The sequence below is a fragment of the Streptomyces sp. SID486 genome (assembly GCF_009865385.1).
Lineage (GTDB): Bacteria > Actinomycetota > Actinomycetes > Streptomycetales > Streptomycetaceae > Streptomyces.
The window spans coordinates 1-21,062 of record NZ_WWJT01000262.1; the positions used below are offsets into that span (position 1 = coordinate 1).

Annotated in this window: 19 protein-coding genes; 11 read left to right on the forward strand and 8 right to left on the reverse strand. The window is 73.0% G+C overall.

The features are described 5' to 3' along the window. Positions 1 to 460, reverse strand: a 460-nt coding sequence (locus GT045_RS12925) for a CbiX/SirB N-terminal domain-containing protein (protein ID WP_202527919.1), incomplete at its 3' end; no start/stop codon positions are given. Positions 461 to 640: 180 nt separating this feature from the next. Between GT045_RS12925 and GT045_RS12930 the strand changes: the two genes are divergently transcribed. Genes GT045_RS12930 through GT045_RS12940 form a run of 3 tightly spaced genes read left to right on the forward strand, consistent with a single transcriptional unit; the run spans position 641 to position 3,680 of the window. Continuing rightward, complete coding sequence (locus tag GT045_RS12930) at positions 641 to 1,324, forward strand: ElyC/SanA/YdcF family protein (RefSeq protein ID WP_202527929.1); 684 nt, start codon at positions 641 to 643, stop codon at positions 1,322 to 1,324. Between the two features lie 2 nt (positions 1,325 to 1,326). Beyond that, positions 1,327 to 2,793: a membrane-associated oxidoreductase gene (locus tag GT045_RS12935; protein WP_161334257.1), complete on the forward strand. Its 1,467-nt coding sequence runs from the start codon at positions 1,327 to 1,329 to the stop codon at positions 2,791 to 2,793. A 56-nt stretch (positions 2,794 to 2,849) separates the two neighbouring features. Then, positions 2,850 to 3,680 carry an arylamine N-acetyltransferase gene (locus tag GT045_RS12940; RefSeq protein ID WP_161334258.1) on the forward strand — a complete coding sequence of 277 codons (831 nt, stop codon included), beginning with the start codon at positions 2,850 to 2,852 and terminating at the stop codon, positions 3,678 to 3,680. Position 3,681: 1 nt separating this feature from the next. Here GT045_RS12940 and GT045_RS12945 read toward each other — a convergent pair whose 3' ends face one another. Then, positions 3,682 to 4,110: a gamma-glutamylcyclotransferase family protein gene (locus GT045_RS12945; RefSeq protein ID WP_161288619.1), complete on the reverse strand. Its 429-nt coding sequence runs from the start codon at positions 4,108 to 4,110 to the stop codon at positions 3,682 to 3,684. Positions 4,111 to 4,249: 139 nt separating this feature from the next. Between GT045_RS12945 and GT045_RS12950 the strand changes: the two genes are divergently transcribed. From GT045_RS12950 to GT045_RS12960, 3 genes are all read left to right on the forward strand, one after another. Continuing rightward, on the forward strand, positions 4,250 to 5,899 hold the full coding sequence (locus GT045_RS12950; RefSeq protein ID WP_161288617.1) for a M4 family metallopeptidase: 1,650 nt from the start codon (positions 4,250 to 4,252) through the stop codon (positions 5,897 to 5,899). Between the two features lie 390 nt (positions 5,900 to 6,289). Then, on the forward strand, positions 6,290 to 6,838 hold the full coding sequence (locus GT045_RS12955; protein WP_161288615.1) for a hypothetical protein: 549 nt from the start codon (positions 6,290 to 6,292) through the stop codon (positions 6,836 to 6,838). 157 nt (positions 6,839 to 6,995) lie between these two features. Continuing rightward, positions 6,996 to 7,646 carry a class F sortase gene (locus GT045_RS12960; RefSeq protein WP_161288613.1) on the forward strand — a complete coding sequence of 217 codons (651 nt, stop codon included), beginning with the start codon at positions 6,996 to 6,998 and terminating at the stop codon, positions 7,644 to 7,646. Between the two features lie 3 nt (positions 7,647 to 7,649). On the opposite strand, the gene GT045_RS12965 is transcribed toward GT045_RS12960, so the two are convergent. After that, positions 7,650 to 7,997 (reverse strand): helix-turn-helix domain-containing protein, encoded by a 348-nt coding sequence (locus GT045_RS12965; RefSeq protein WP_161288611.1) that lies wholly within the window; start codon positions 7,995 to 7,997, stop codon positions 7,650 to 7,652. Positions 7,998 to 8,095: 98 nt separating this feature from the next. Between GT045_RS12965 and GT045_RS12970 the strand changes: the two genes are divergently transcribed. The 5 genes from GT045_RS12970 (at position 8,096) to GT045_RS12990 (ending at position 13,569) form a co-directional block, all read left to right on the forward strand. Then, on the forward strand, positions 8,096 to 8,998 hold the full coding sequence (locus GT045_RS12970) for an NAD(P)-binding domain-containing protein (RefSeq protein ID WP_202515284.1): 903 nt from the start codon (positions 8,096 to 8,098) through the stop codon (positions 8,996 to 8,998). A gap of 143 nt (positions 8,999 to 9,141) precedes the next feature. Next, positions 9,142 to 11,754: a nitrite reductase large subunit NirB gene (nirB, locus tag GT045_RS12975; protein ID WP_161334259.1), complete on the forward strand. Its 2,613-nt coding sequence runs from the start codon at positions 9,142 to 9,144 to the stop codon at positions 11,752 to 11,754. Continuing rightward, positions 11,751 to 12,110 carry a nitrite reductase small subunit NirD gene (nirD, locus tag GT045_RS12980; RefSeq protein WP_161288607.1) on the forward strand — a complete coding sequence of 120 codons (360 nt, stop codon included), beginning with the start codon at positions 11,751 to 11,753 and terminating at the stop codon, positions 12,108 to 12,110. Before nirB ends, nirD begins: the two co-directional genes overlap by 4 nt. A gap of 32 nt (positions 12,111 to 12,142) precedes the next feature. Then, positions 12,143 to 12,727, forward strand: a complete 585-nt coding sequence (locus GT045_RS12985) for a TetR/AcrR family transcriptional regulator (protein ID WP_161334260.1) — start codon at positions 12,143 to 12,145, stop codon at positions 12,725 to 12,727. Between the two features lie 74 nt (positions 12,728 to 12,801). Continuing rightward, positions 12,802 to 13,569: a glucose 1-dehydrogenase gene (locus GT045_RS12990; RefSeq protein ID WP_161334261.1), complete on the forward strand. Its 768-nt coding sequence runs from the start codon at positions 12,802 to 12,804 to the stop codon at positions 13,567 to 13,569. 19 nt (positions 13,570 to 13,588) lie between these two features. Here the strand turns inward: GT045_RS12990 and GT045_RS12995 are convergent, their stop codons facing one another. The 5 genes from GT045_RS12995 to ppdK form a co-directional block, all read right to left on the reverse strand. Next, a complete protein-coding gene (locus GT045_RS12995) occupies positions 13,589 to 14,422 on the reverse strand; it encodes a carbohydrate ABC transporter permease (protein ID WP_161288601.1) in 834 nt (277 codons plus the stop codon). Continuing rightward, complete coding sequence (locus GT045_RS13000; protein ID WP_161288599.1) at positions 14,415 to 15,317, reverse strand: sugar ABC transporter permease; 903 nt, start codon at positions 15,315 to 15,317, stop codon at positions 14,415 to 14,417. Before GT045_RS13000 ends, GT045_RS12995 begins: the two co-directional genes overlap by 8 nt. Then, the gene (locus GT045_RS13005; protein WP_161334262.1) at positions 15,314 to 16,570 is read right to left on the reverse strand and encodes a sugar ABC transporter substrate-binding protein; all 1,257 of its coding nucleotides are present in this window, start codon (positions 16,568 to 16,570) and stop codon (positions 15,314 to 15,316) included. Before GT045_RS13005 ends, GT045_RS13000 begins: the two co-directional genes overlap by 4 nt. Before the next feature lie 86 nt (positions 16,571 to 16,656). After that, a complete protein-coding gene (locus GT045_RS13010) occupies positions 16,657 to 17,598 on the reverse strand; it encodes an oxidoreductase (RefSeq protein ID WP_345942633.1) in 942 nt (313 codons plus the stop codon). 432 nt (positions 17,599 to 18,030) lie between these two features. Continuing rightward, on the reverse strand, positions 18,031 to 20,751 hold the full coding sequence (gene ppdK, locus GT045_RS13015) for a pyruvate, phosphate dikinase (RefSeq protein WP_161289555.1): 2,721 nt from the start codon (positions 20,749 to 20,751) through the stop codon (positions 18,031 to 18,033). Positions 20,752 to 21,062 lie beyond the last annotated feature (311 nt).

Here is a 21,062-nt window from a genome sequence, read left to right on the forward strand (position 1 = left end):
CGGCCTCCAGCAGCCGGGCGTGCAGGGCCTCGGCGAGCAGCGGGTGCGGGCCGAGCGGCGCGGCCGTGCGCGTGCGGGCGCGGGCCGCCGCGGCCGCCGCGGGGATGTCCCGCCCGGTGTGGTGGCCGCGGCCGAGCAGGAGCGGGACGAGGACGGCGGGGGCGCCGCCGAGGGCGGCCAGGGTGGCGGGGAGCAGGGGTTCGGTCAGCTCGATGTGGCCCAGGCGGACGGGGACCTCGGGGCGCAGTCCGCGGACCCGTGTCATGAGGGCCCGCACGGTGGTGAGCGCCCGCGGGTCGCGGCTGCCGTGGGCGACCAGGACGAGGGCGGGCGCGTCCGGGCGGCGGCCGGAGGGGGCCGCGGGCCGGACGCTGCCGCCGGAGGGAGCCGCGGGCCGGACGCTGCCGCCGGAGGGAGCCGCGGGCCGGACGCTGCCGCCGGAGGGGATCATCGCCGTCATGGAAGGAAGCCTGACCGGGAGAGGTTGCGCGGCCGTTGCGCGGCCGTCACGAGTGTTTTCGGCGGGTTCACCTCGTACGGATGCGGGGTGTGAGGCGAACCGGTGCGCCGCCGCGCGCGTCCTCCCCGTCGGACCGGTCGGACCGGTGGGACCGGTGGGAGACAGAGCATGGGGGGACGTATGAGGATCCGTGGGCCGCGGCTGCCGCGTACCCGGGCCGGACAGCGGCGGCTGGTGCAGGCGGTGATGGCCGCGTGCGTGCTGGCGTTGCTGCCGATGACCTGGCTGTACGTGTCCACGGCGGACCGGCTGCGGACGACGGCCGACGTGCCGCGCACCGACGTGGCGGTGGTGTTCGGGGCCGGACTGTGGGGGGAGGGCCGGCCGTCGCCGTACCTCGCCCGCCGGCTGGCGGCGGCCGCCGAGCTGTACCGGGCGGGGCGGATCGAGGTCGTGCTGGTCACCGGGGACAACAGCCGGGAGGACTACGACGAGCCCGACGCCATGCGCGCGTACCTGGTGGGGCACGGGGTGCCGGACCGGCGGATCGTCAGCGACTACGCCGGGTTCGACACCTGGGACTCCTGCGTCCGGGCCAAGCGGATCTTCGGGGTGGACCGGGCGGTGCTGATCAGCCAGGGCTTCCACATCCGCCGGGCGGTGGCGCTGTGCGAGGCCGCGGGGGTGGACTCCTACGGTGTCGGGGTCACGGACGCACACGACGTGACCTGGTACTACGGCGGCACGCGCGAGGTGTTCGCGGCGGGCAAGGCGGCGCTGGACGCGGTGTTCCGGCCGGCGCCGCGGTTCCTGGGACCGAAGGAGCCCGGGGTCGCCCGGGCGCTGGCGGAGGCAGCGGGCTGAGCATGGAGATCACGGAGCTGACGGCCGCCGAACGCCGCGTGCGGGAGGCGTTCCCGCTCGGTGAGGGGGTCGACTTCCGGCGGGACGACGACGATCCCGCGGACGGCGCCGGGTGGGGACCGGAGCGCACGCTGCGCGCCGAGGTGCTGCGGGACCTGCTGCTGGACGGCCCGGTGCGGGCGGGGCGGACGGCCGGCCTGAAGGTGGCCGGCGCGCGGATCACCGGGCGGCTGGACCTCGCGTACGGCACGGTCGGCCATCCCGTCAGGCTGCGCTCCTGCCACTTCGAGGAGGCCCCGCAGCTGTACGGCGCCCAGGTCGGCGCCTTGGTGCTGAGCGACTCGGTGCTGCCGGAGCTGACGGCCGGGAGCCTGCGCGCCGACGGGGTCGTGCGGATCTCCCGCTGCCGGATCGCCGGCCCGGTACGGCTCCAGGGCGCGCGGCTGTCCGGGGCGCTCTTCGCGGACGGCGCGCGGCTGGGCAGGCCCGGTGAGGTTCCCGGGGAGGCCGTGCTCCAGCTCAGCCATGCCGAGATCGGCACGGACGTGTGGGCCCCGGGCCTGGTCGCGCACGGCGAGGTCCAGTTGAACGGGTCGGTCGTCCGCAATCAGGTGAACCTCGACGACGCACGGCTGGACGCCCCGGGTGCGACCGCTCTGCACGCCGAGGTCCTGACGGTCGGCACGGACCTGCACGCCATGCGCCTGCACTGTCGTGGCCGGCTCAACCTGGGCGGTGTCCGTATCCCCCGGCAGCTCAACCTCGCGCACGCCCGCCTGTCCAACCCGGGCGGCCAGGCCCTGCGGGTCAGCAGCGGTGTCGTCGGCGAGCTGTGGCTGCGGGAGGCCGCGCCCGTCGAGGGGTCGGTCAATCTGCGCCGGGCCCAGCTCGACCTGTTGCACGTGCCGCCCGAGGTGTGGCCGGAGCAGGTCCAGACCGACGGGCTCGCCTACCGGGTGCTGACCCCGCACCTTCCGGCCGAACAGCGCCTGCCGCTGCTGGAACGCGAGCCGGGCGGATATCTCCCGCAGCCCTACGAGCAGCTGACGACCGCGTACCGCACGGTCGGCGACGACGCCGCCGCACGCACGGTCCAGCTGGCCAGGCTGCGGCGCCACCGGCGCACCCTGCCGCCGTACGCCCGGGTGTGGGGGTGGCTGCAGGACGCGGCCGTCGGCTACGGCTTCCGCCCGATGCGGGCGGCGGGATGGCTGCTGTTGCTGCTGACAGCGGGCACGCTCGCCTTCGCCCTGCACCGCCCGCCGGCCCTCAAGCCCGCCGAGGCCCCCGAGTTCAACCCGCTCGCCTACGCCCTCGACCTGCTGCTGCCGATCGTCGACTTCGGCCAGCAGGGGGCGTACGCGCCGCGCGGCTGGTACCAGTGGCTGGCGTACCTGCTGACCGCCACCGGCTGGGTGCTGGCCACGACGATCGCGGCGGGCGTCACCCGGTCCCTCAACCGGCAGTAGCGCGGGCCGGTCCCCCGGGGCGCGATGGGGGGAGCGTGCTCACGTAGGTTCGGGGTATGTCCGGAACCGAGCAGTACGACCTCGACGCCTATCTCGACCGCATCGGGTGGCGGGGTGAGCGGCGGGCCGACCTCGCCACGCTGCGGGGCGTGCATGTGGCGCACGTCCTGTCGTTGCCGTTCGAGAACCTGGATCCGGTGCGGGGCACGGCCCCCTCCCTGGCGCCCGGCGACCTGATGGCCAAGATGGTCCGCGGCCGGCGCGGCGGTTACTGCTACGAGCACAACACCCTGTTGCGGCTGGCCCTGGAGGCGCTCGGCTTCCGGGTGACCTCGCTGGCCGGCCGGGTGGTGGTGGGCGCGCCGGCGCCGGAGAGCCGGCCGCGTACGCACGCCATGCTCCAGGTCGAGGTGGCGGGCGAGCCGCATCCGTACCTGGCGGACGTCGGCTTCGGCGCGCCCGGCGCGCTGCTGCTTCCGGTGCCGCTGGTGGCCGGCGGCGAGTCCGAGGGCGCCGGGCGCCGGCACCGGCTGGTGCGGCTGCCCCACCACGGGCCGCTGGAGCTGCTGGAGTTGCAGGTGTACGACCGGCGGGGCGGGGACTGGGCCGGCCAGTACGCCTTCACGCGGGAGCCGTTCGCGGCGAACGACTTCGAGGTGTTCAACTGGTTCGTCGGCACCCATCCGCGGTCCCCGTTCACCCGCCGTCCCTATCTGCAGCGGACCACCGCCGGGCGCCATCTCTGCCTGGACGGTGCCCGCCTGACGGAGACACTGGCGGACGGCACGGTGACCGGGCGCACACTGACGGACGAGACCGAGGCGCGGCGCGTGGTGGCCGAGGAGTTCGGTATCGACGTGCCCGCGGGGACGACCCTGCTGGGCTGAGTCAGCGGCGGGAGAGCCAGTCGCCGCCCGCGATGCGGGTCCCGGTCCCGCGCAGCCGGGCGGCGACGCCGGGTGCGGCCAGGTAGACCCAGGCCCGGACGGTGTCCCCGGCGCCGCGCACGACGTCGCGGGCGGCGCGCTCGTAGAGGTTGCGGGGGCCGCCCGGCACGTACTCCTCCAGCCGGTCCAGGGCGGCGAGCAGTTCCGTGTACGCCTCCGGCCGGGCGGCCACCAGCTCACCGCGCACGGTGCCGCCGGGCTCCTCGACGGCGTAGGGGTAGCCGGGGCCGTCGTACAGCACGGCGCCGGGGAGGCGGCCCGGTTCCTCGGTGAGGACGCGGCCGCGCAGGAACAGGTCGTGGTTCACCTCGCCGGGGCGGAGCGTGCCGTAGACGAAGAAGGGCAGCGGGCGGGGGTCCTCGGCGATCACGGAAACGATTCTGTACCCACGCCGGCTCCCCACACATCTCCATGGGGAGGCTATGGACATGACATGTCATGGCCACTTAAATCTCGGTGACATCAGCGCCACCCCCACGCCTTGACTCGGCGCCTTCCCGAGGAGACAGATGAGCCGGATACGGCAGCACGTCCGAGGAACCCGTCGCACAGCCACCGCCGGTGTCGCCCTCACCACCGCGACCCTGCTGGCCGTCGGCCTCTCCCCCGCCGCCCACGCCGACGGCAGACCGACCCGGGCCACCGCGATCGAGAACGCGGCCTCGGCGCTCCTGGCCCACGCGGCCACCCTGGGCCTCACCCCTGCCCAGGACACCGGCGTCCGCGACGTGATCGTGGACAAGGACGGCACGCAGCACGTCCGTTACGACCGCACCTACCGCCACCTCCCCGTGCTGGGCGGTGACTTCGTCGTCCACCTCGCCGCCGACGGCGGCTACCGCGGCGCCGACCGCGCCACCCGGCAGGCGATCTCCGTACCCTCCGTCACCCCGGCGGTCTCCGCCCCCAGGGCCGCCGGGCTCGCGGTGAACGCGCTGCGCGCGGCCAACCTGGGCGACCGGCTGCAGCAGGTCAAGGCCCGGCCGCAGCTGGTGGTCGACGCCCTGCACGGCAGCCCGAGGCTGGCCTGGCGCACCGACGCCGCCGGCCTGGACTCGCTCGGCAACCCCGTCGCCCGGACGGTGCTGACCGACGCGCGCACCGGTACGCAGATCGACGCCTGGGACAGCATCGAGACGGCCACCGGCGACGGCAAGTCGCTGTACAGCGCGACCGTGCCGCTCGAGACCACCCAGTCCGGGTCGTCGTACCAGCTCAAGGACCCGACCCGCGGGAACACCTACACCGGTGACGCGGCCGGCAAGACCGACCTGTGCATCTTCGGCATCTGCATCAGCCGGGCCCCCGCGACCCTGTTCACGGACGCCGACAACCACTGGGGCACGGGCACCACCGCCGACCGCGCCTCGGCCGCCGTCGACGCCCAGTACGGCACCGACGAGACCTGGGACTACTACAAGAACGTGCACGGCCGCAACGGCATCGCCGGTGACGGCAAGGGCTCGTACAACCGCGTCCACTACGGCAGCAACTACAACAACGCCTTCTGGGACGACAGTTGCTTCTGCATGACGTACGGCGACGGTGACGGGACCACCTTCGGGCCGCTGGTCGCCCTCGACGTCGCCGGGCACGAGATGACCCACGGGGTGACGTCCAAGACGGCCGCGCTGACCTACTCGGGCGAATCCGGCGGACTGAACGAGGCCACCTCCGACATCCTCGGCACGATGGTCGAGTGGTACGCGGGCAACTCCTCCGACACCGGTGACTACCTCATCGGCGAGAAGATCGTGAAGCCCGGCTTCGGCAAGGCGGCCCTGCGCTTCATGGACAAGCCCTCCAAGGACGGCAGTTCGGCGGACTACTGGAGCTCCTCGGTCGGGAACCTGGACGTCCACTACTCCTCCGGCGTCGCCAACCACTTCGCCTATCTCCTCGCGGAGGGCAGCGGCGCGAAGACCATCAACGGCGTCAGCTACGACTCCCCCACCTCCGACGGCTCCACCGTCACCGGCATCGGCCGGGACAAGGTCGGCAGGATCTGGTACCGGGCGCTGACGGTGTACATGACGTCCTCGACGAACTACAAGGGGGCGCGGACGGCGACCCTGAACGCCGCCAAGGACCTCTACGGTGCGGGCAGCGCGGAGTACAACGCGGTGGCCGCCGCCTGGAGCGCGGTCAACGTCAACTGAGGCGACGACGACAGGGGAAGGCCGGTGCCCGGGCGGGCGCCGGCCTTCCGCCTGCGCGGCCCCGGAGCGGTCCGGACACCGTCGGCCCCCGGCGGGTCCCGCCGGGTCCGTCCGGGCCGGTGGTGCCGGGGGCGGCTGACGTGCCGTCACCCGTTCACCGGCGCCACCGCTCCATTCGTGTGCTTTTCGTACCGGAGCCTCTCGACTGTCTCCCGCACCGCCGATGACCTGCCGGAACGCGATACCGGCTAGACCGTGCGGGTGGCACAGCCGGCACCCGTTCGCCGTATCCCTGACGCTCCCTCAGGAAGCGGACCGGCCGCCGACCCACTTATCTCGGTAGGGCAGGGGCGCACCCCTGGACGAGTCGGACAAGCTCTGGGGAGCACCATGCGACGCACTGCCCGTCTGCTGGCCGGTACCGCGCTCGCCGTGGCCGCCGCGGCACCCGCCGAGGCCGCCGTGGGCGCGGTCCACCCGGCGGCACACCTCCGGGGCGCCCAGACCGGCCGCCTGGACGTGTTCCCGTCCACCGTGACGCCCGGCGGCCAGGTCACGGTGAACACGGCTGCGTGCGGGGACCCGGGTGCCGCGACCGGGGACGCGGGCGCGGTCGGCGCCGGCACCTTCACCCTGGCGCCCAGCACGCACCAGGGCGAGGCGATCGGCCAGTTCCGGGTGCCGCCGAGCGCGCAGCCGGGGACGTACGAGATCCTCGCCAAGTGCGCCGAGGGGGACCGGCAGGTGTCGGGCGACCTCGTGGTGGCACTGACCGCGGTGCACGAGCAGGTGCTGCCGCGAGGAAGCGTGAAGACGGGGGTCGGCGGCGCACTCGGCCCCGACCCCGTGCAGACCGCGGCGGGTGTGACGGCGCTGGCCGTCGCCGCCGCGGGCGGTACCTGGCTCCTGCATCGCCGGGCGAGAGGCGACGGGATCTGACGGACACCCTCCGCTGTCCGTCCGCCGGTACCGCACATCCCGCCCCCTCCGGGTCCGACGCCCCTCGCGGCCCGGAGGGGGAGGGGATCCGAAAGAGGTCCGTCTCCGGAGAGGGGTTCGTATGCGCAGGAGCGCCAGTCTCCGGAGCGGGGTCCGTATGCGCAGGAGCGCCAGGGGTGCCCGGCGCGGCCGGGGCGCCCGGCTCGGCGACACCGCCATAGCCGCCGTCACCGTCGTGGCCCTCGGCTCGGGTGTGTGGCTGCTCGGCACCGGCACGCACGCCCCTCCCCAGCCGACGGCCGCCGAGGGCCGTGCGGATCCGGGCGGCGAGCGGCTCGCCGCACCCGCCCTCGCCCCGTCCGTGCCGGTCCGCGTCCGCATTCCCGCGATCCGCGTCGACGCGCCCCTGACGGGCCTGGCCCTCACCCCCTCCGGCAGCCTGGACGCGCCGCCCGCCGCGGAGAAGAACCTGGCCGGCTGGTACGAGGCCGGCACCACGCCCGGCGAGGCGGGCACCGCGATCGTCGCCGGCCATGTCGACAACGCCGACGGCCCCGCCGTCTTCTACGACCTCGGCGCCCTCAGACGCGGCGCCCGCATCGAGGTGGAGCGCGAGGACGGCACCGTGGCCCTGTTCACCGTGGACGCGGTGGAGGTGTACTCGGCCCGCGACTTCCCCGACGAGAAGGTGTACGGCGCGTCCCTGCGCCCCGAACTGCGCGTCATCACCTGCGGTGGGGGCTACTCGAAGGCCACCGGCTACCAGGGCAACGTGGTGGTCTTCGCCCACCTGACGGGGAGCCGCTGAGACTCAGCCGCTCGCGGCCGTCTCCCTGCCCAGGACATGGGCCTCCCCCCACACCCCGAGCGGTGCCAGCGCCTCGTTCAGCTGCGTGCCGATCCCGGTGAGCGAGTACTCGACGCGGGGCGGGACCTCGTCGTACTCCTCCCGGTGCACGATGCCGTCGGCCTCCAGCTCGCGCAGCTGCGCGGCCAGCACCTTCTCCGTCACCCCCGGCAACTGCCGGCGCAGCGCGCCGAACCGGCGGGTGCCCTCGCCCAGCGCCCACAGGATGGACACCTTCCACTTGCCGTCGATGATGTCCATCGCGGCGTCGGTCCCGCAGACGTACGCCCCCGGCCGTCGTCCCACCGGCATGCTGCTCCCCCTTCTCACCTGCACGCTTTCCTGCCGGTAACCACCCACTCGGAAGTAGGTACTTCTGCGCGGCGGTCACCCGGGCGAGCCTAGTCGCCATGACCGACCACTCCCTTTCCGCCGATTCCCCCACCACCACCTCCCGCACCCCCCTGACCCTGCTCGGCACCGGCACCATGGGCACCGCGCTCGGCCGGGCCTGGCTCGCCGCGGGGCACCCCCTGACCGTCTGGAACCGCACGCCGCAACGCACGGCCGCGCTGACCGCCGAGGGTGCGGTGGCGGCCGGCAGCGCGGCCGAGGCGGTGGCCGCGAACCGGCTCGTCGTGACCTGCCTGCTGGACGACGCCTCGGTGGGCGACACCCTGGAGGGCGTCGACCTGTCCGGCCGGGACCTGGTGGACCTCACCACCGGCACCCCCGCCGAAGCCCGCGCGCGCTCGGACCGGGCGAAGGCGCGCGGTGCCCGTCTGCTGGACGGCGGGATCATGGCCGTACCGCCGATGATCGGCACCCCCGGCGCCTTCGTGCTCTACAGCGGCCACCGGGCGGTGTTCGAGGAACACCGGGACGTGCTCGGCGTCCCGGCCCGCCCCGAGTACGTCGGCGCCGACCCCGGGCTCGCCGCACTGGCAGACGTGGCGCTGCTGAGCGGGATGTACGGCATGTTCGCGGGGATCACCCACGCCTTCGCACTGGTCGACGGGTCGGACCTGGCACCCGGGGACCTCGCGGCGCTGCTCGTGCCGTGGCTGAACGCGATGAGCGGCATGGCGCACGGCACCGCCGAACGGCTGGTGTCCGGCGACCGCACGACCGGGGTCGTGTCCAACCTGGCGATGCAGGTCGCGGGCGTCGGCACCCTGCTGCGCACGGCGGAGGAGCAGGGCGTGAGCGCGGCACTGCTCTCCCCGTACGTGGACCTGATGCGCCGCCGGCTGGCCGACGGCCACGGCGAGGAGGACACCACCGGCCTGGTCGGGTTGCTGCGGGCCCGCTGACCCGGCCCCGCGCCGGGGCCTTGGGGTGCCGGGCGGGGCCGCCCGGCCCTCACACGCGGGCCCGGCGGCCGCTGAGGGCAGCGTTCCGCACGGGAAACAGGGGGGATGCCGCCGGGTAACCTCGCGGCCGCACGCTCGGGGACATGACCTCGAAAGCCACCCCGGAGGCCGCCCCCACGATCGTGCTCGTCGGGCACGGCATGGTCGGCCAGCGCTTCCTCGAAGCGCTCGCCGAGCGCGGCCTGACCGCCACACACCGCGTGGTCGTGCTGGGCGAGGAGCCGCGTCCCGCGTACGACCGCGTGCACCTCACCTCGTACTTCTCGGGCAGGAGCCCCGAGGACCTGTCCCTGACCGACCCGGGGTTCATCGAGGAGCACGGCATCGAGCTGCGCCTCGGCGACCCGGCGCAGAGCATCGACCTGCGGGCCAGGCGGGTCACCGCCCGCTCGGGACCGGCCGTCGACTACGACGTCCTGGTGCTGGCCACCGGCTCCTACCCGTTCGTGCCGCCGGTGCCGAACAGTGACGCCACCGGCTGTTTCGTCTACCGGACCGTCGAGGACCTGCTGGCGATCGAGGAGTACGCGACGGGGGCGTCCAGCGGGACCGTGGTCGGCGGCGGCCTGCTCGGCCTGGAGGCCGCGGGCGCCCTGACGGGGCTCGGACTCGACACGCACGTCGTGGAGTTCGCGCCCCGTCTGATGCCCGCGCAGGTGGACGAGGGCGGCGGCGCGGCCCTGCTGCGGACCGTCGAGGGGATGGGCCTGACGGTCCGCACCGGCGTGGGCACCCAGGAGATCACCACGGACGCCCGCGGTGCCGTCACCGGCATGAAACTGTCCGACGGCAGTGAACTCGCCACCGACCTGGTGGTGTTCAGCGCCGGTGTCCGCCCCCGCGACCAGCTGGCCCGGGACTGCGGCCTGCGGGTCGGCGAGCGCGGCGGCATCGTGGTGGACGAGCGGTGCCGGACCGTCACCGACCCGCACGTCTTCGCCATCGGCGAGTGCGCGCTGGCCGCCGACGGCCGCGTCTACGGCCTGGTCGCCCCCGGTTACGAGCAGGCCGAGACGGCCGCCGCGGCCATCGCCGCCGGCGAGGGGTCCTTCACCGGCGCCGACCTGTCCACCAAGCTGAAACTGCTCGGCGTGGACGTCGCCTCCTTCGGTGACGCGCACGGCACCACCGAGGACTGCCTGGACGTCGTCTACGCCGACGCGCGCGCGGGCCTGTACAAGAAGCTGGTCATCGGCCGGGACGGCACACTGCTCGGCGGCATCCTGGTCGGCGACGCGGAGGCGTACGGCACCCTGCGCGCGCTCACCGGCTCGGTGCCCCCGGTCTCCCCCGAGTCGCTCGTCCTGCCCGCGGGAGCCGGCTCGGCGGTCCGGCTCGGCCCGTCCGCCCTGCCGGACGACGCGGTCGTCTGCTCCTGCCACAACGTCACCAAGGGCACGATCCGCGGCGCGGTCACCGAGCACCGCTGCGGGACCGTGTCCGAGGTGAAGAAGTGCACCAAGGCCGGTACCGGCTGCGGAAGCTGCGTGCAGGTGCTGGGCCGGCTGGTGGAGACCGAGCTGGAGGCGTCCGGTGTAGAGGTCGACAAGGGGCTGTGCGGCTGCTTCGCGCACACCCGCGAGGAGCTGTACGAGATCGTCCGCGCCCTGCGTCTCACCTCGTACCGGGAGCTGCTGGACGGTTACGGCCGTGCGGACGCCCGGGGCGGCGAGGGCTGCGAGGTGTGCAAGCCGGCCGTCGGCTCGATCATCGCCTCCCTCGCCCCGGCGATCGGCGCGAGCGGCTATGTCCTGGACGGCGAGCAGGCGGCCCTGCAGGACACCAACGACCACTTCCTCGCCAACCTGCAGCGGAACGGCTCGTACTCGGTCGTGCCGCGCATCCCCGGCGGGGAGATCGCCCCCGAGAAACTGATCGTCATCGGCGAGGTCGCCCGGGACTTCGGCCTCTACACCAAGATCACCGGCGGTCAGCGGATCGACCTGTTCGGCGCCCGGGTGGAGCAGCTGCCGCTGATCTGGGCACGGCTGGTGGACGCCGGCTTCGAGTCGGGGCACGCCTACGGCAAGTCCCTGCGCACGGTGAAGTCCTGCGTGGGTTCCACGTGGTGCCGCTACGGAGTGCAGGACTCGGTGCGGATGGCGATCGACCTGGAGCTGCGCTACCGGGGCCTGCGGTCGCCGCACAAGCTGAAGTCGGCGGTCTCCGGCTGCCAGCGCGAGTGCGCCGAGGCGCGGTCGAAGGACTTCGGGGTGATCGCCACCGCGGGCGGCTGGAACCTGTACGTGGGCGGCAACGGCGGCGCCACCCCGCGCCACGCCGACCTGCTGGCCCAGGACCTGTCGGACGCCGAACTGGTGCGGCTGGTCGACCGGTTCCTGATGTTCTACATCCGCACGGCCGACCGCCTGGAGCGCACCAGCACGTGGCTGGAACGCCTGCCCGGCGGCCTGGAGCACGTACGGGACGTGGTGGTGCACGACTCGCTCGGCATCTGCGACGAGCTGGAGAAGCTCATGCGGGCGCACGTCGCCCACTACCGCGACGAGTGGGCGCAGACCGTGCGCGACCCCGAGAAGCTGGCCCGGTTCGTGTCCTTCGTGAACGCTCCGGACACCCCGGACCCGGTGGTCTCCTTCGTCCCCGAGCGCGACCAGATCAAGCCCGACCTGCCGCTGCTGGCCATCGGCCCGCGGCCCGCCGACGACGTCCTGGAAGGAAGCACCCGGCGATGACCCTGGCGATGGAGAAGACCGGCCTGAAGGTCCAGCTGAGGCTGGCGGACGCCTGGTTCACGGTCTGCGACCTGAGCGTGCTCACTCCCGGCCGCGGGGTGGCCGCGCTGCTGCCCGACGGCCGTCAGGCGGCCGTCTTCCGGGACCGCGCGGACCGGCTGTACGCCGTGGACAACCGCGACCCCTTCACCGGCGCGGCCGTCCTGTCCCGCGGTCTGACCGGCACCGACCGGGGCCGTGCGTTCGTGGCGTCCCCGCTGCTCAAGCAGCGCTTCGACCTGGCCGACGGGCGGTGCCTGGACGACGAGTCGGTACGGGTGGCCGTGTACGCGGTACGGACACTCGACATTTCTTGACCGAGCGTTCCAGTAAGCCTAGGCTGCCCGTCATGGCCAGGACCAAGGAATTCGACCCGGACGCCGCGCTGCAGTCGGCCCTGGAGCTGTTCTGGCGGCGCGGCTACGAGGCGACGTCGATGGCGGACCTGGTCGCGCACCTGGGCATCGGCAAGGCGAGCCTGTACGCCACCTTCGGCAGCAAGCACGAGCTGTACCTGCGGGCGCTGGACCGGTACGGACAGCTGCGGAACCCGCGGCTGACCCGCGAACTGTCCGGCCCCGGGCCCGCCCTGCCGGCCGTACGGGAGCTGGTCCGGCGGTTCGCCGCCGAGGCCACCGCGGAGGCGACCCGGGAGCGGGGCTGCCTGGTCACCAACACGGCGGTCGAACTGGCCCCGCACGACCGGGACGCCGCCCGCCGGGTCGAGCGCGAGTGGGACACCCTGGAGACGCTGCTGCACTCCGCCCTCGTCCGCGCCCGGGCGCAGGGCGAGCTGCCCGCGGACCGCGACCCGCTGCCCCTCGCCCGCACCCTGCTGGTCCTGCTCCAGGGGCTGCGGGTGGTGGGCAAGGCGTCCGCCGACCCGGCCCGGGCACGGGACGCGGCGGAGCAGGTCCTGGCGCTGCTGGCCTGAGCGCACGCCTTCACGGGGGCAGGCTTTTCCGGCCCGCAAACTGAACCGATCGGTCAAGAAAAGGGAACACGACCATGACGCACCGCTTCTCCGGCCGGACCGCCCTCGTCACCGGCGCCGGTTCCGGCATCGGCCGCGGCACCGCCCTCGCGCTCGCCCGGGAGGGCGCCCGGGTCGTCGTCGCCGGCCGGCGCCGCGAGCCGCTGGACGAGACCGTGGCACTGATCGAGGACGCCGGCGGCAAGGGACTCGCGGTCACCGCCGACGTCTCCCGCGCCGCGGACGTGCGGGCCCTGGTGGCCGCCACGGTCGACCGCTTCGGCTCCCTGGACGTGGCGGTGAACAACGCCGGCGTCCTGCAGGGTGGCGGCCGGGCCGTGGGCGACCTGGCCGAGGCGGACTGGCACCGGATGCTCGACGTCAACGTCACCGGTGTCTTCCTCGCCCTCCAGGCGGAGATCGCCCAGATGCGCACCCAGCCGGCCGGCGGCGCGATCGTGAACATCGCCTCCCGGATCGGCGTGCACAGCCGGCTGCGCGGCACCGCCGGATACGCCGCCGGGAAGGCGGCCGTGTCGGTCCTCACGCGGGGCGCCGCCCTGGACCACATCGCGGAGGGGGTGCGCATCAACGCCGTCAGCCCCGGACCGACCGCCACGGACATGTCCTTCAGGCCCGGGGAGACGGCGGCCGGCCGGGCCGCGCGGATGCGCGCCGAGGCTCCGCTCGGCCGGGTCTCCACGGTCGAGGAGGTGGCCGCCGCCGTGCTCTACCTGGCCTCGGACGACGCGGCCTCGGTGGTCGGCGCCGACCTCGTGGTCGATGGCGGCGCCACCGCCTGAGCCGCCTTCCGGCGTCCGGTCAGTCGATCCCGGACCGCTCCACCCCGGCCACGATCCACCGCTGGAAGACCAGGAACACCAGCAGCAGCGGCACGATCGACACGGCCGCCGCGACGAACAGCTCGTGCAGCCTGACCACCTGTGCGGTGGTGAACGAGGACAGGGCCACCTGCACCGTCCAGGCGCTCTGGTCCTGCCCGATCACCAGCGGCCACAGGAAGGAGTTCCACGCGCCGAGGAAGACGATCGTCCCGACGGCCGCGAACACCGGACGGGCGTTGGGCACGACGACCAGCCAGTACGTCCGCCAGTACCCGAGGCCGTCCACCTGGGCCGCGTCCTCCAGCTCCCGCGGGAACCCGAGGAAGTACTGCCGGAAGACGAAGCAGGCGAACGCGGAGAACAGCGTCGGGACGATCAGGCCGCGCAGCGTGGAGATCCAGCCCAGCGACGACACCAGCACGAAGCTCGGGACGAAGGTGACGGCCGGCGGGACGAGCAGGGTGCCCAGCACGCCGTAGAAGACCTTGTTCGCGTGCCGGTAGGGGATGCGGGCGAGGCCGTAGCCGGCCAGGGACGCCAGGAGGAGCGTGCCGAGGGTGGTGGCGACGGCGATCAGCGCGGAGTTGAGCAGAGACCGGGCGAACGGCACGGCCGGGTCGTCGAACAGCTCGCGTACGTTGCCCCACCTCAGCTCGGCCGGGAAGAACGTCCAGTCGGGCGAGGTGATGTCCCGGTCGCTCGACAGCCCGCCCCGCACCAGCAGGTAGAAGGGGATCAGGAAGAGCAGGGCGAGCGCGATCAGCAGCACCAGCCGCAGCGCCCGCCCGGCGCGCACCAGGGCGTCATCCACGGGCGTCCGTCCTTCCCAGGCGCAGCCAGCGCGCCTGCCCCACCGTGACCACCGCGACGACCAGTGCGAGGATCACCGCGCCCGCGCTGCCCAGCCCCAGGTCCTGCCCCTGGCCGAGGGCGGTGTAGTAGAGGTAGACCAGCGGCGGGCGGGCGTAGGGCGGATATCCCCGGGCGTCGGACAGCAGGTTGTAGAACTCGTCGAACGCCTGGAAGGCGTTGACGACGAGGAGCAGCAGCACCGCCACCGAGGTCGCGCGCAGCTGGGGCAGGGTGATGTGGCGCAGCACCGTCCAGCCGGGCCGGGCCCCGTCCACCGCCGCCGCCTCGTACAGCACCGGGTCGATCCGTTGCAGCCCGGCGAGGAAGAGGATCATGTAGAACCCGGCCTGCAGCCACAGCCGTACGGTCACGACGACCAGCCAGTACCAGGGCGGGTCGGGGGTGGACAGCCAGGCGACGGGGTCCGAACCGAACCACCCGAGCACGGTGTTCGCCAGCCCGAACCGCACGCCGTTGAAGACCGACATCTTCCAGATGAGCGCGGCCACGACGTAACTGCACGCGGCGGGGAGGAAGAAGACGGACCGGAAGAAGGCGCGGGCCCGCTGGACCCGGTTGACCATCAGGGCGAGGGAGAGGGCGAACACGTAGGTGACGGGCACGATGAAGGCGGTGAAGACCAGGAAGGTCCGCAGGCTGCCGACGAACGCGCCGTCCCGGAGCATCGTCGTGTAGTTGTCCAGGCCGACGAAGTCGGTGGGCGTGACGGTGTTGTGCGCGTCGAAGAAGCTCAGCCCCACGCTCCACAGCAGCGGAACGTAGGTGAACAGGCCGAGCCCGAGCGCGAACGGCCCGACGAACACCCAGAACCAGAGGGTCCCGCGCCGCCTCACGGCGTCTTCCTCCCGGTGTTCACGCGGTCGAGCTCGGCCCTCACCTTCCGTACGACGGCCCGCAGTTCACCCTCCGGGCCGGCCCCGTTCCGGATGATCCGGCTGAGCGCGTCCTGGTAGGCGGTCTGGCTCGCCGGGGTCCACAGCAGCGGCTGGGCGTACCCGTGCTCGGTGGTGAAGCGGACGGCGTCGGCGGCCGGTCCCTCGCGCAACCGGGTGGCCTTCTCGGCGAGGGAGATCCGGGCGGGGATGTGGAAGCCGTAGGACAGCGCGAAGTCCTGCTGGTGGTCGGTGCGTTCGACCCACAGCCACTTCACGTACTCCTTGGCGGCCTCCTCGTGCCCGCTGCGGGCGCTGACGGCGGCGCCGTAGGCCCCCACCGGTACGGTGGGCCGGCCGTGGTCGCCGTCTCCCGGGAACGGCAGCACCCCGAAGTCGTCGCCGAGCTCCTTCTGCACCTGGGGCAGCGCCCACAGACCGGACCACTGCATCGCGGTCAGGCCCTGGAGGAGGGCCGACGGGTCGGACCAGTCGGAGGGGGCGCCGAGCAGCAGGGACTCGTCGGCGTAGAGCCGGTGCAGCTTGCCGAGGGTGCGGGCGGCCGCAAAGTCGTCGAAACCGATCTCGCCGCCGTCGGTGACGAGCTGGAGCCCGGCCGCGTACAAGGGGGTGCCGCCGAGGACGCCCGCCCCGCCGTCGTTGCCGAGGAAGAGGCCCTTGGTCTTGCGGTCGGTGAGTCTGCGGGCGGCGTCCACGAGGGCGTCCAGCGTGGTGGGCGGTTCGACGCCCGCGGCCCTGAGCAGGCTCTTGCGGTAGTAGAGCAGCTGCATGTCGATGGTCTGCGGGATGGCCCAGACCTTGCCGTCGTACGTCTTCGGCGCGAGCACGGCCGGGTTGAAGTCGTCCTTCACCCCGTCCAGCAGCTCGGTGAGGTCGAGGATCTGGCCGCTCCGGATCTGGTCCAGCGTCGGCCCGTTGACCTCGAAGACGTCGGGGCCGGAATCGGTGAGCAGCGCGGCGGCGGTCTGCTGGTCGTAGTTGCCCGGCCGCCACTGCACACTGACGTGCGCCTTCCTGTAGCCGGCGGCGTAGCGCCGCACGGCCTGCTCGGCACCGGGCTCGCCGTACTGGTGGTACCACTGCGACAACTGCGGCCCCGAACCGCCGCCCCCGCGCCCGGTGTTCGACCCGCACGCGGTGAGGAGCCCGGCTCCCGCACCCACGGCCAGCAGGTTCCTGCGGCTGATGGTCATCGTGTGCCCCCTGACGTCCGTCATCGATGCACGGCCCAACGATCAACCATGCGCGGCGATTACGAAAGGGGGGTTGCGGCCGTGTGTCAGGCGTCCCGGGCAGCGGCGCGGCCGTCGACGTCCACGCCGGTCAGCCGGGCCGAGGCGGCCCAGAGGGCGGCCGAGGCCCGGTCGTCCAGGGTCCAGGGCGCCCGCCAGGACGGCGCCGGCGCCCCCCGCCACATCGCGAACGCGGGACCGAAGAAGGAGTCGGGCCGTACGCCGGGCGCGGTCGCCGCGTACAGCGTGGGCAGCGCCCCGGCCTCCGCCGACTGGGCGAAGACGCGGTTGGCCAGCTCCATCATCCGCTCGGCGCCGCGCCGCCCCTCCGCCCGTGGCCCTGCGGTCTGGAGACCGGTGGCCGCGTACCCCGGGTGCGCGGCGGCGGCCAGGAGGGAGCCGCCGCCGAGCCGGCGCGCCAGCTCGTGCGTGAACAGCAGGTTGGCGGTCTTGGACCGGGCGTAGGCGATCCAGCGCCGGTAGCCGGCACGGCCGCCGGGATCGCGCGGGTCGACGTCGGCGAGGGCGTGCAGCATGCTGGACACGGTCACGATCCGCGCGCCGGGAGCGGCCAGCAGCCGCGGCAGCAGCAGCCCGGTGAGGGCGAAGTGGCCGAGGTGGTTGACGCCGAACTGGGTCTCGAAGCCGTCGGCGGTCGTCCCGTACGGCACGGCCATCACACCGGCGTTGTTGACGAGAAGGTCGATCCGCTCGTCCGGCAGTGCGGCCGCGAACGCCCGTACGGACGCCAGCTCGCCGAGATCCAGCCGCCCGAACTCCGCCGTGGCTCCCGGGACTTCCGCCGCCAGCCGGGCCACGGCCTCGCGCCCCCGTGCCTCACTGCGGCACGCGAGCACCACCCGGGCGCCCTTGCGGGCCAGCTCGCGCGCGGTGACGTAGCCGAGTCCGCTGTTCGCACCGGTGACGACGGCGACGCGGCCACTGAGGTCGGGCATGTCGGCCGTACCCCACCCCGGTCCATTCCTCACGAATCCATCACCCTTCGTCCACGCCCGGCAGCCCGGTCCTACGGTCGGCGACACGTGCACCGTCCGGCACACGCACACGTACCACCGCCTGGGGGGACGCTATGACCAACCCGTACACGACGCCACCGGTACCACGACCACCGCACACCGCCCCACGCCGGGCGGCCGGGGACACGTCCGGGCAGGGGCTGCGCGCGCCGGTGGTCGGGGCGCTGTCGGGCTGCTGACGCGACGGGGGCCGGGACGGCCGGCGGCCCGGACGGCCGGCGCGTGTGGGTGGACGCCCCCCGTCAGGCAGCCGGGCGCACGCGAAGGGGCGGCACCCCCCGCACAGGGATGCCGCCCCTTCTCTTTCGTGGGCCGGAGCCGTCGGCGATCGGTGAGGGTCGGGGACCGACCGTCGGCTCCGGGGTCCGTGCTGCCCGGCCGGGCCTAGCGGTGGTCGCTGCCCGCCGACTGCGTCGCCGCGCGGCCGGCCTCCAGGCGGGCGACCGGGATGCGGAACGGGGAGCAGGAGACGTAGTCCAGGCCGACCTCGTGGAAGAAGTGGACCGACTCCGGGTCACCGCCGTGCTCGCCGCAGACGCCCAGCTTGAGGTCGGGGCGGGTGCGGCGGCCCGCTTCCGCGGCCGCCTTCACCAGGGAGCCCACGCCGTCCTTGTCGATCGTCTCGAAGGGCGACACACCGAAGATGCCCTTCTCCAGGTACGCCGTGAAGAACGAGGCCTCGACGTCGTCGCGGCTGAAGCCCCACACCGTCTGGGTCAGGTCGTTCGTGCCGAAGGAGAAGAACTCCGCCGCCTCCGCGATCTGTCCGGCCGTCAGCGCGGCGCGCGGCAGTTCGATCATCGTGCCGATCGCCAGCTTCAGTGCCGTACCCGTGGCCGCCTCGACCTCGGCGATGACCTGGTCGGCCTCCTCGCGGACGATCTCCAGCTCCTGGACCGTGCCGACGAGCGGGATCATGACCTCCGCGCGCGGGTCGCCCTTGGCCGCCTTGCGCTCGGCCGCGGCCTCCGCGATCGCGCGGACCTGCATGGTGAACAGGCCGGGGATGACCAGGCCGAGGCGCACGCCGCGCAGGCCCAGCATCGGGTTCTGCTCGTGCAGGCGGTGCACGGCCTGGAGCAGGCGCAGGTCGTTCTCGTGCGGCTCCTGGCGGGACTCGGCCAGGGCCACGCGGACGGAGAGTTCCGTGATGTCGGGGAGGAACTCGTGCAGCGGCGGGTCGAGCAGACGGACCGTCACCGGCAGGCCGTCCATCGCCTCGAAGAGTTCGACGAAGTCCTTCTTCTGTAGCGGCAGCAGCTCCGACAGGGCGGCCTGGCGCTCCTCCTCGGTGTCGGCGAGGATCAGCTTCTCGACCATCTCGCGGCGCTCGCCGAGGAACATGTGCTCCGTGCGGCACAGGCCGATGCCCTGGGCGCCGAACCGGCGGGCGCGCAGCGCGTCCTCGGCGTTGTCGGCGTTGGCGCGCACCCGCAGCCGGCGCTTGCGGTCGGCGAAGGCCATCATGCGGTGGACCGCCTCGACCAGCTCGTCCGCGTCGTCGGCGCCGGGGTGCATGCGGCCCTCGAAGTACTCCACGACCGGGGAGGGCACGACCGGCACCTCGCCCAGGTAGACCTTGCCGGAGGAGCCGTCGATGGAGATGACGTCGCCCTCCTCCACGACGTGTCCGCCGGGGACCGTCATCCGGCGGCGCTTGGTGTCGACCTCCAGCTCCTCGGCGCCGCAGACACAGGTCTTGCCCATGCCGCGGGCGACCACGGCCGCGTGGGAGGTCTTGCCGCCGCGCGAGGTCAGGATGCCCTCGGCCGCGATCATGCCGTCCAGGTCGTCGGGGTTGGTCTCGCGGCGGACCAGGATGACCTTCTCGCCGGAGCGGGACCACTTCACCGCCGTGTACGAGTCGAAGACGGCCTTGCCGACCGCCGCGCCCGGCGAGGCGGCGATGCCCCGGCCGACCTGCTCGGTCCTGGCGCTGTCGTCGAAGCGCGGGAACATCAGCTGCGCGAGCTGGGCGCCGGTGACGCGCTGGAGCGCCTCCGTCTCGTCGATCAGGCCCTGGTCGACGAGCTGGGTGGCGATCCGGAACGCGGCGCCCGCCGTGCGCTTGCCGACACGGGTCTGGAGCATCCAGAGCTGGCCGCGCTCGATGGTGAACTCGATGTCGCAGAGATCCTTGTAGTGGTTCTCCAGGGTCTCCATGATCTGCATGAGCTGGTCGTACGACTTCTTGTCGATCCGCTCCAGCTCGGCGAGCGGGACGGTGTTGCGGATGCCCGCCACCACGTCCTCGCCCTGCGCATTCTGCAGGTAGTCGCCGTAGACGCCCTGGTGGCCGGAGGCGGGGTCGCGGGTGAAGGCGACGCCGGTGCCGGAGTCGGGGCCGAGGTTGCCGAAGACCATCGAGCAGACGTTGACGGCCGTGCCCAGGTCGTGCGGGATGCGCTCCTGGCGGCGGTACAGCTTGGCCCGGTCGCCGTTCCAGGAGTCGAAGACGGCCTTGATGGCGAGGTCCATCTGCTCGCGCGGGTCCTGCGGGAAGTCCCGGCCGGCCTCCTTCTTCACGATCTTCTTGAAGGCGGTGACCAGCTTCTTCAGGTCGGCGGCCTCCAGGTCGGTGTCGACCGTGACCTTCTTGGCCTCCTTGGCCTTCTCCAGGGCCTCCTCGAACAGCTCGCCGTCGACGCCGAGGACGGTCTTGCCGAACATCTGGATGAGGCGGCGGTAGGAGTCCCACGCGAAGCGGTCGTCGCCGGCCTGCTTGGCCAGGCCCTGGACCGACTTGTCGGAGAGGCCGATGTTCAGGACCGTGTCCATCATGCCGGGCATGGAGAACTTGGCGCCGGAGCGGACGGAGACCAGCAGCGGGTCGTCGGCCTGGCCGAGCTTCTTGCCCATCTTCGCTTCCAGGGCGTCGAGGTGCGCACTGACCTCGTCACGCAGTGCCGCGGGCTCCTCACCGCTGTCCAGGTAGACCTTGCAGGCCTCCGTGGTGATGGTGAAGCCGGGAGGGACCGGGAGACCGAGGTTGGTCATCTCGGCGAGATTGGCACCCTTGCCGCCGAGGAGGTCCTTGAGGTCCTTGTTGCCCTCGGTGAAGTCGTAAACGAACTTCGCTACGTGGGGTTCTTTGTTTTCCGACACGGGTCTCGACTCCTTGAGGCCACGGTGGCTGCCCTGACGGCCAGGAACATACCCAGATCGAAGGTTCCTGGGTACGTCCACTTGCGCGTCATGCGCCTGTAACCACTCGTCCGCCAGCGGATCGAAAGTCAAAGCTTGGCAACGACTGACCGGAGTATGTGTTCACTTCTTGAAGGCAGCAGGGTCTCCAGGTGCCGTTTTTCGCTCACATGAGCGGACCTACTGCACGTCTGATTTCGATCGATGAACGATCAAGGGGTGGCACCGAGTGCCACCCCTTGAGGAAGTGCAGTCGTCCATGATCCGCTCAT

Bases quoted from the DNA above. Each gene is read 5' to 3' on its own strand.
- GT045_RS12930 (WP_202527929.1), top strand. From the start codon at position 641: ATGAGGATCCGTGGGCCGCGGCTGCCGCGTACCCGGGCCGGACAGCGG.
- GT045_RS12935 (WP_161334257.1), top strand. From the start codon at position 1,327: ATGGAGATCACGGAGCTGACGGCCGCCGAACGCCGCGTGCGGGAGGCG.
- GT045_RS12940 (WP_161334258.1), top strand. From the start codon at position 2,850: ATGTCCGGAACCGAGCAGTACGACCTCGACGCCTATCTCGACCGCATC.
- GT045_RS12950 (WP_161288617.1), top strand. From the start codon at position 4,250: ATGAGCCGGATACGGCAGCACGTCCGAGGAACCCGTCGCACAGCCACC.
- GT045_RS12955 (WP_161288615.1), top strand. From the start codon at position 6,290: ATGCGACGCACTGCCCGTCTGCTGGCCGGTACCGCGCTCGCCGTGGCC.
- GT045_RS12960 (WP_161288613.1), top strand. From the start codon at position 6,996: ATGCGCAGGAGCGCCAGGGGTGCCCGGCGCGGCCGGGGCGCCCGGCTC.
- GT045_RS12965 (WP_161288611.1), bottom strand. From the start codon at position 7,997: ATGCCGGTGGGACGACGGCCGGGGGCGTACGTCTGCGGGACCGACGCC.
- GT045_RS12970 (WP_202515284.1), top strand. From the start codon at position 8,096: ATGACCGACCACTCCCTTTCCGCCGATTCCCCCACCACCACCTCCCGC.
- nirB (WP_161334259.1), top strand. From the start codon at position 9,142: ATGACCTCGAAAGCCACCCCGGAGGCCGCCCCCACGATCGTGCTCGTC.
- nirD (WP_161288607.1), top strand. From the start codon at position 11,751: ATGACCCTGGCGATGGAGAAGACCGGCCTGAAGGTCCAGCTGAGGCTG.
- GT045_RS12985 (WP_161334260.1), top strand. From the start codon at position 12,143: ATGGCCAGGACCAAGGAATTCGACCCGGACGCCGCGCTGCAGTCGGCC.
- GT045_RS12990 (WP_161334261.1), top strand. From the start codon at position 12,802: ATGACGCACCGCTTCTCCGGCCGGACCGCCCTCGTCACCGGCGCCGGT.
- GT045_RS13005 (WP_161334262.1), bottom strand. From the start codon at position 16,570: ATGACCATCAGCCGCAGGAACCTGCTGGCCGTGGGTGCGGGAGCCGGG.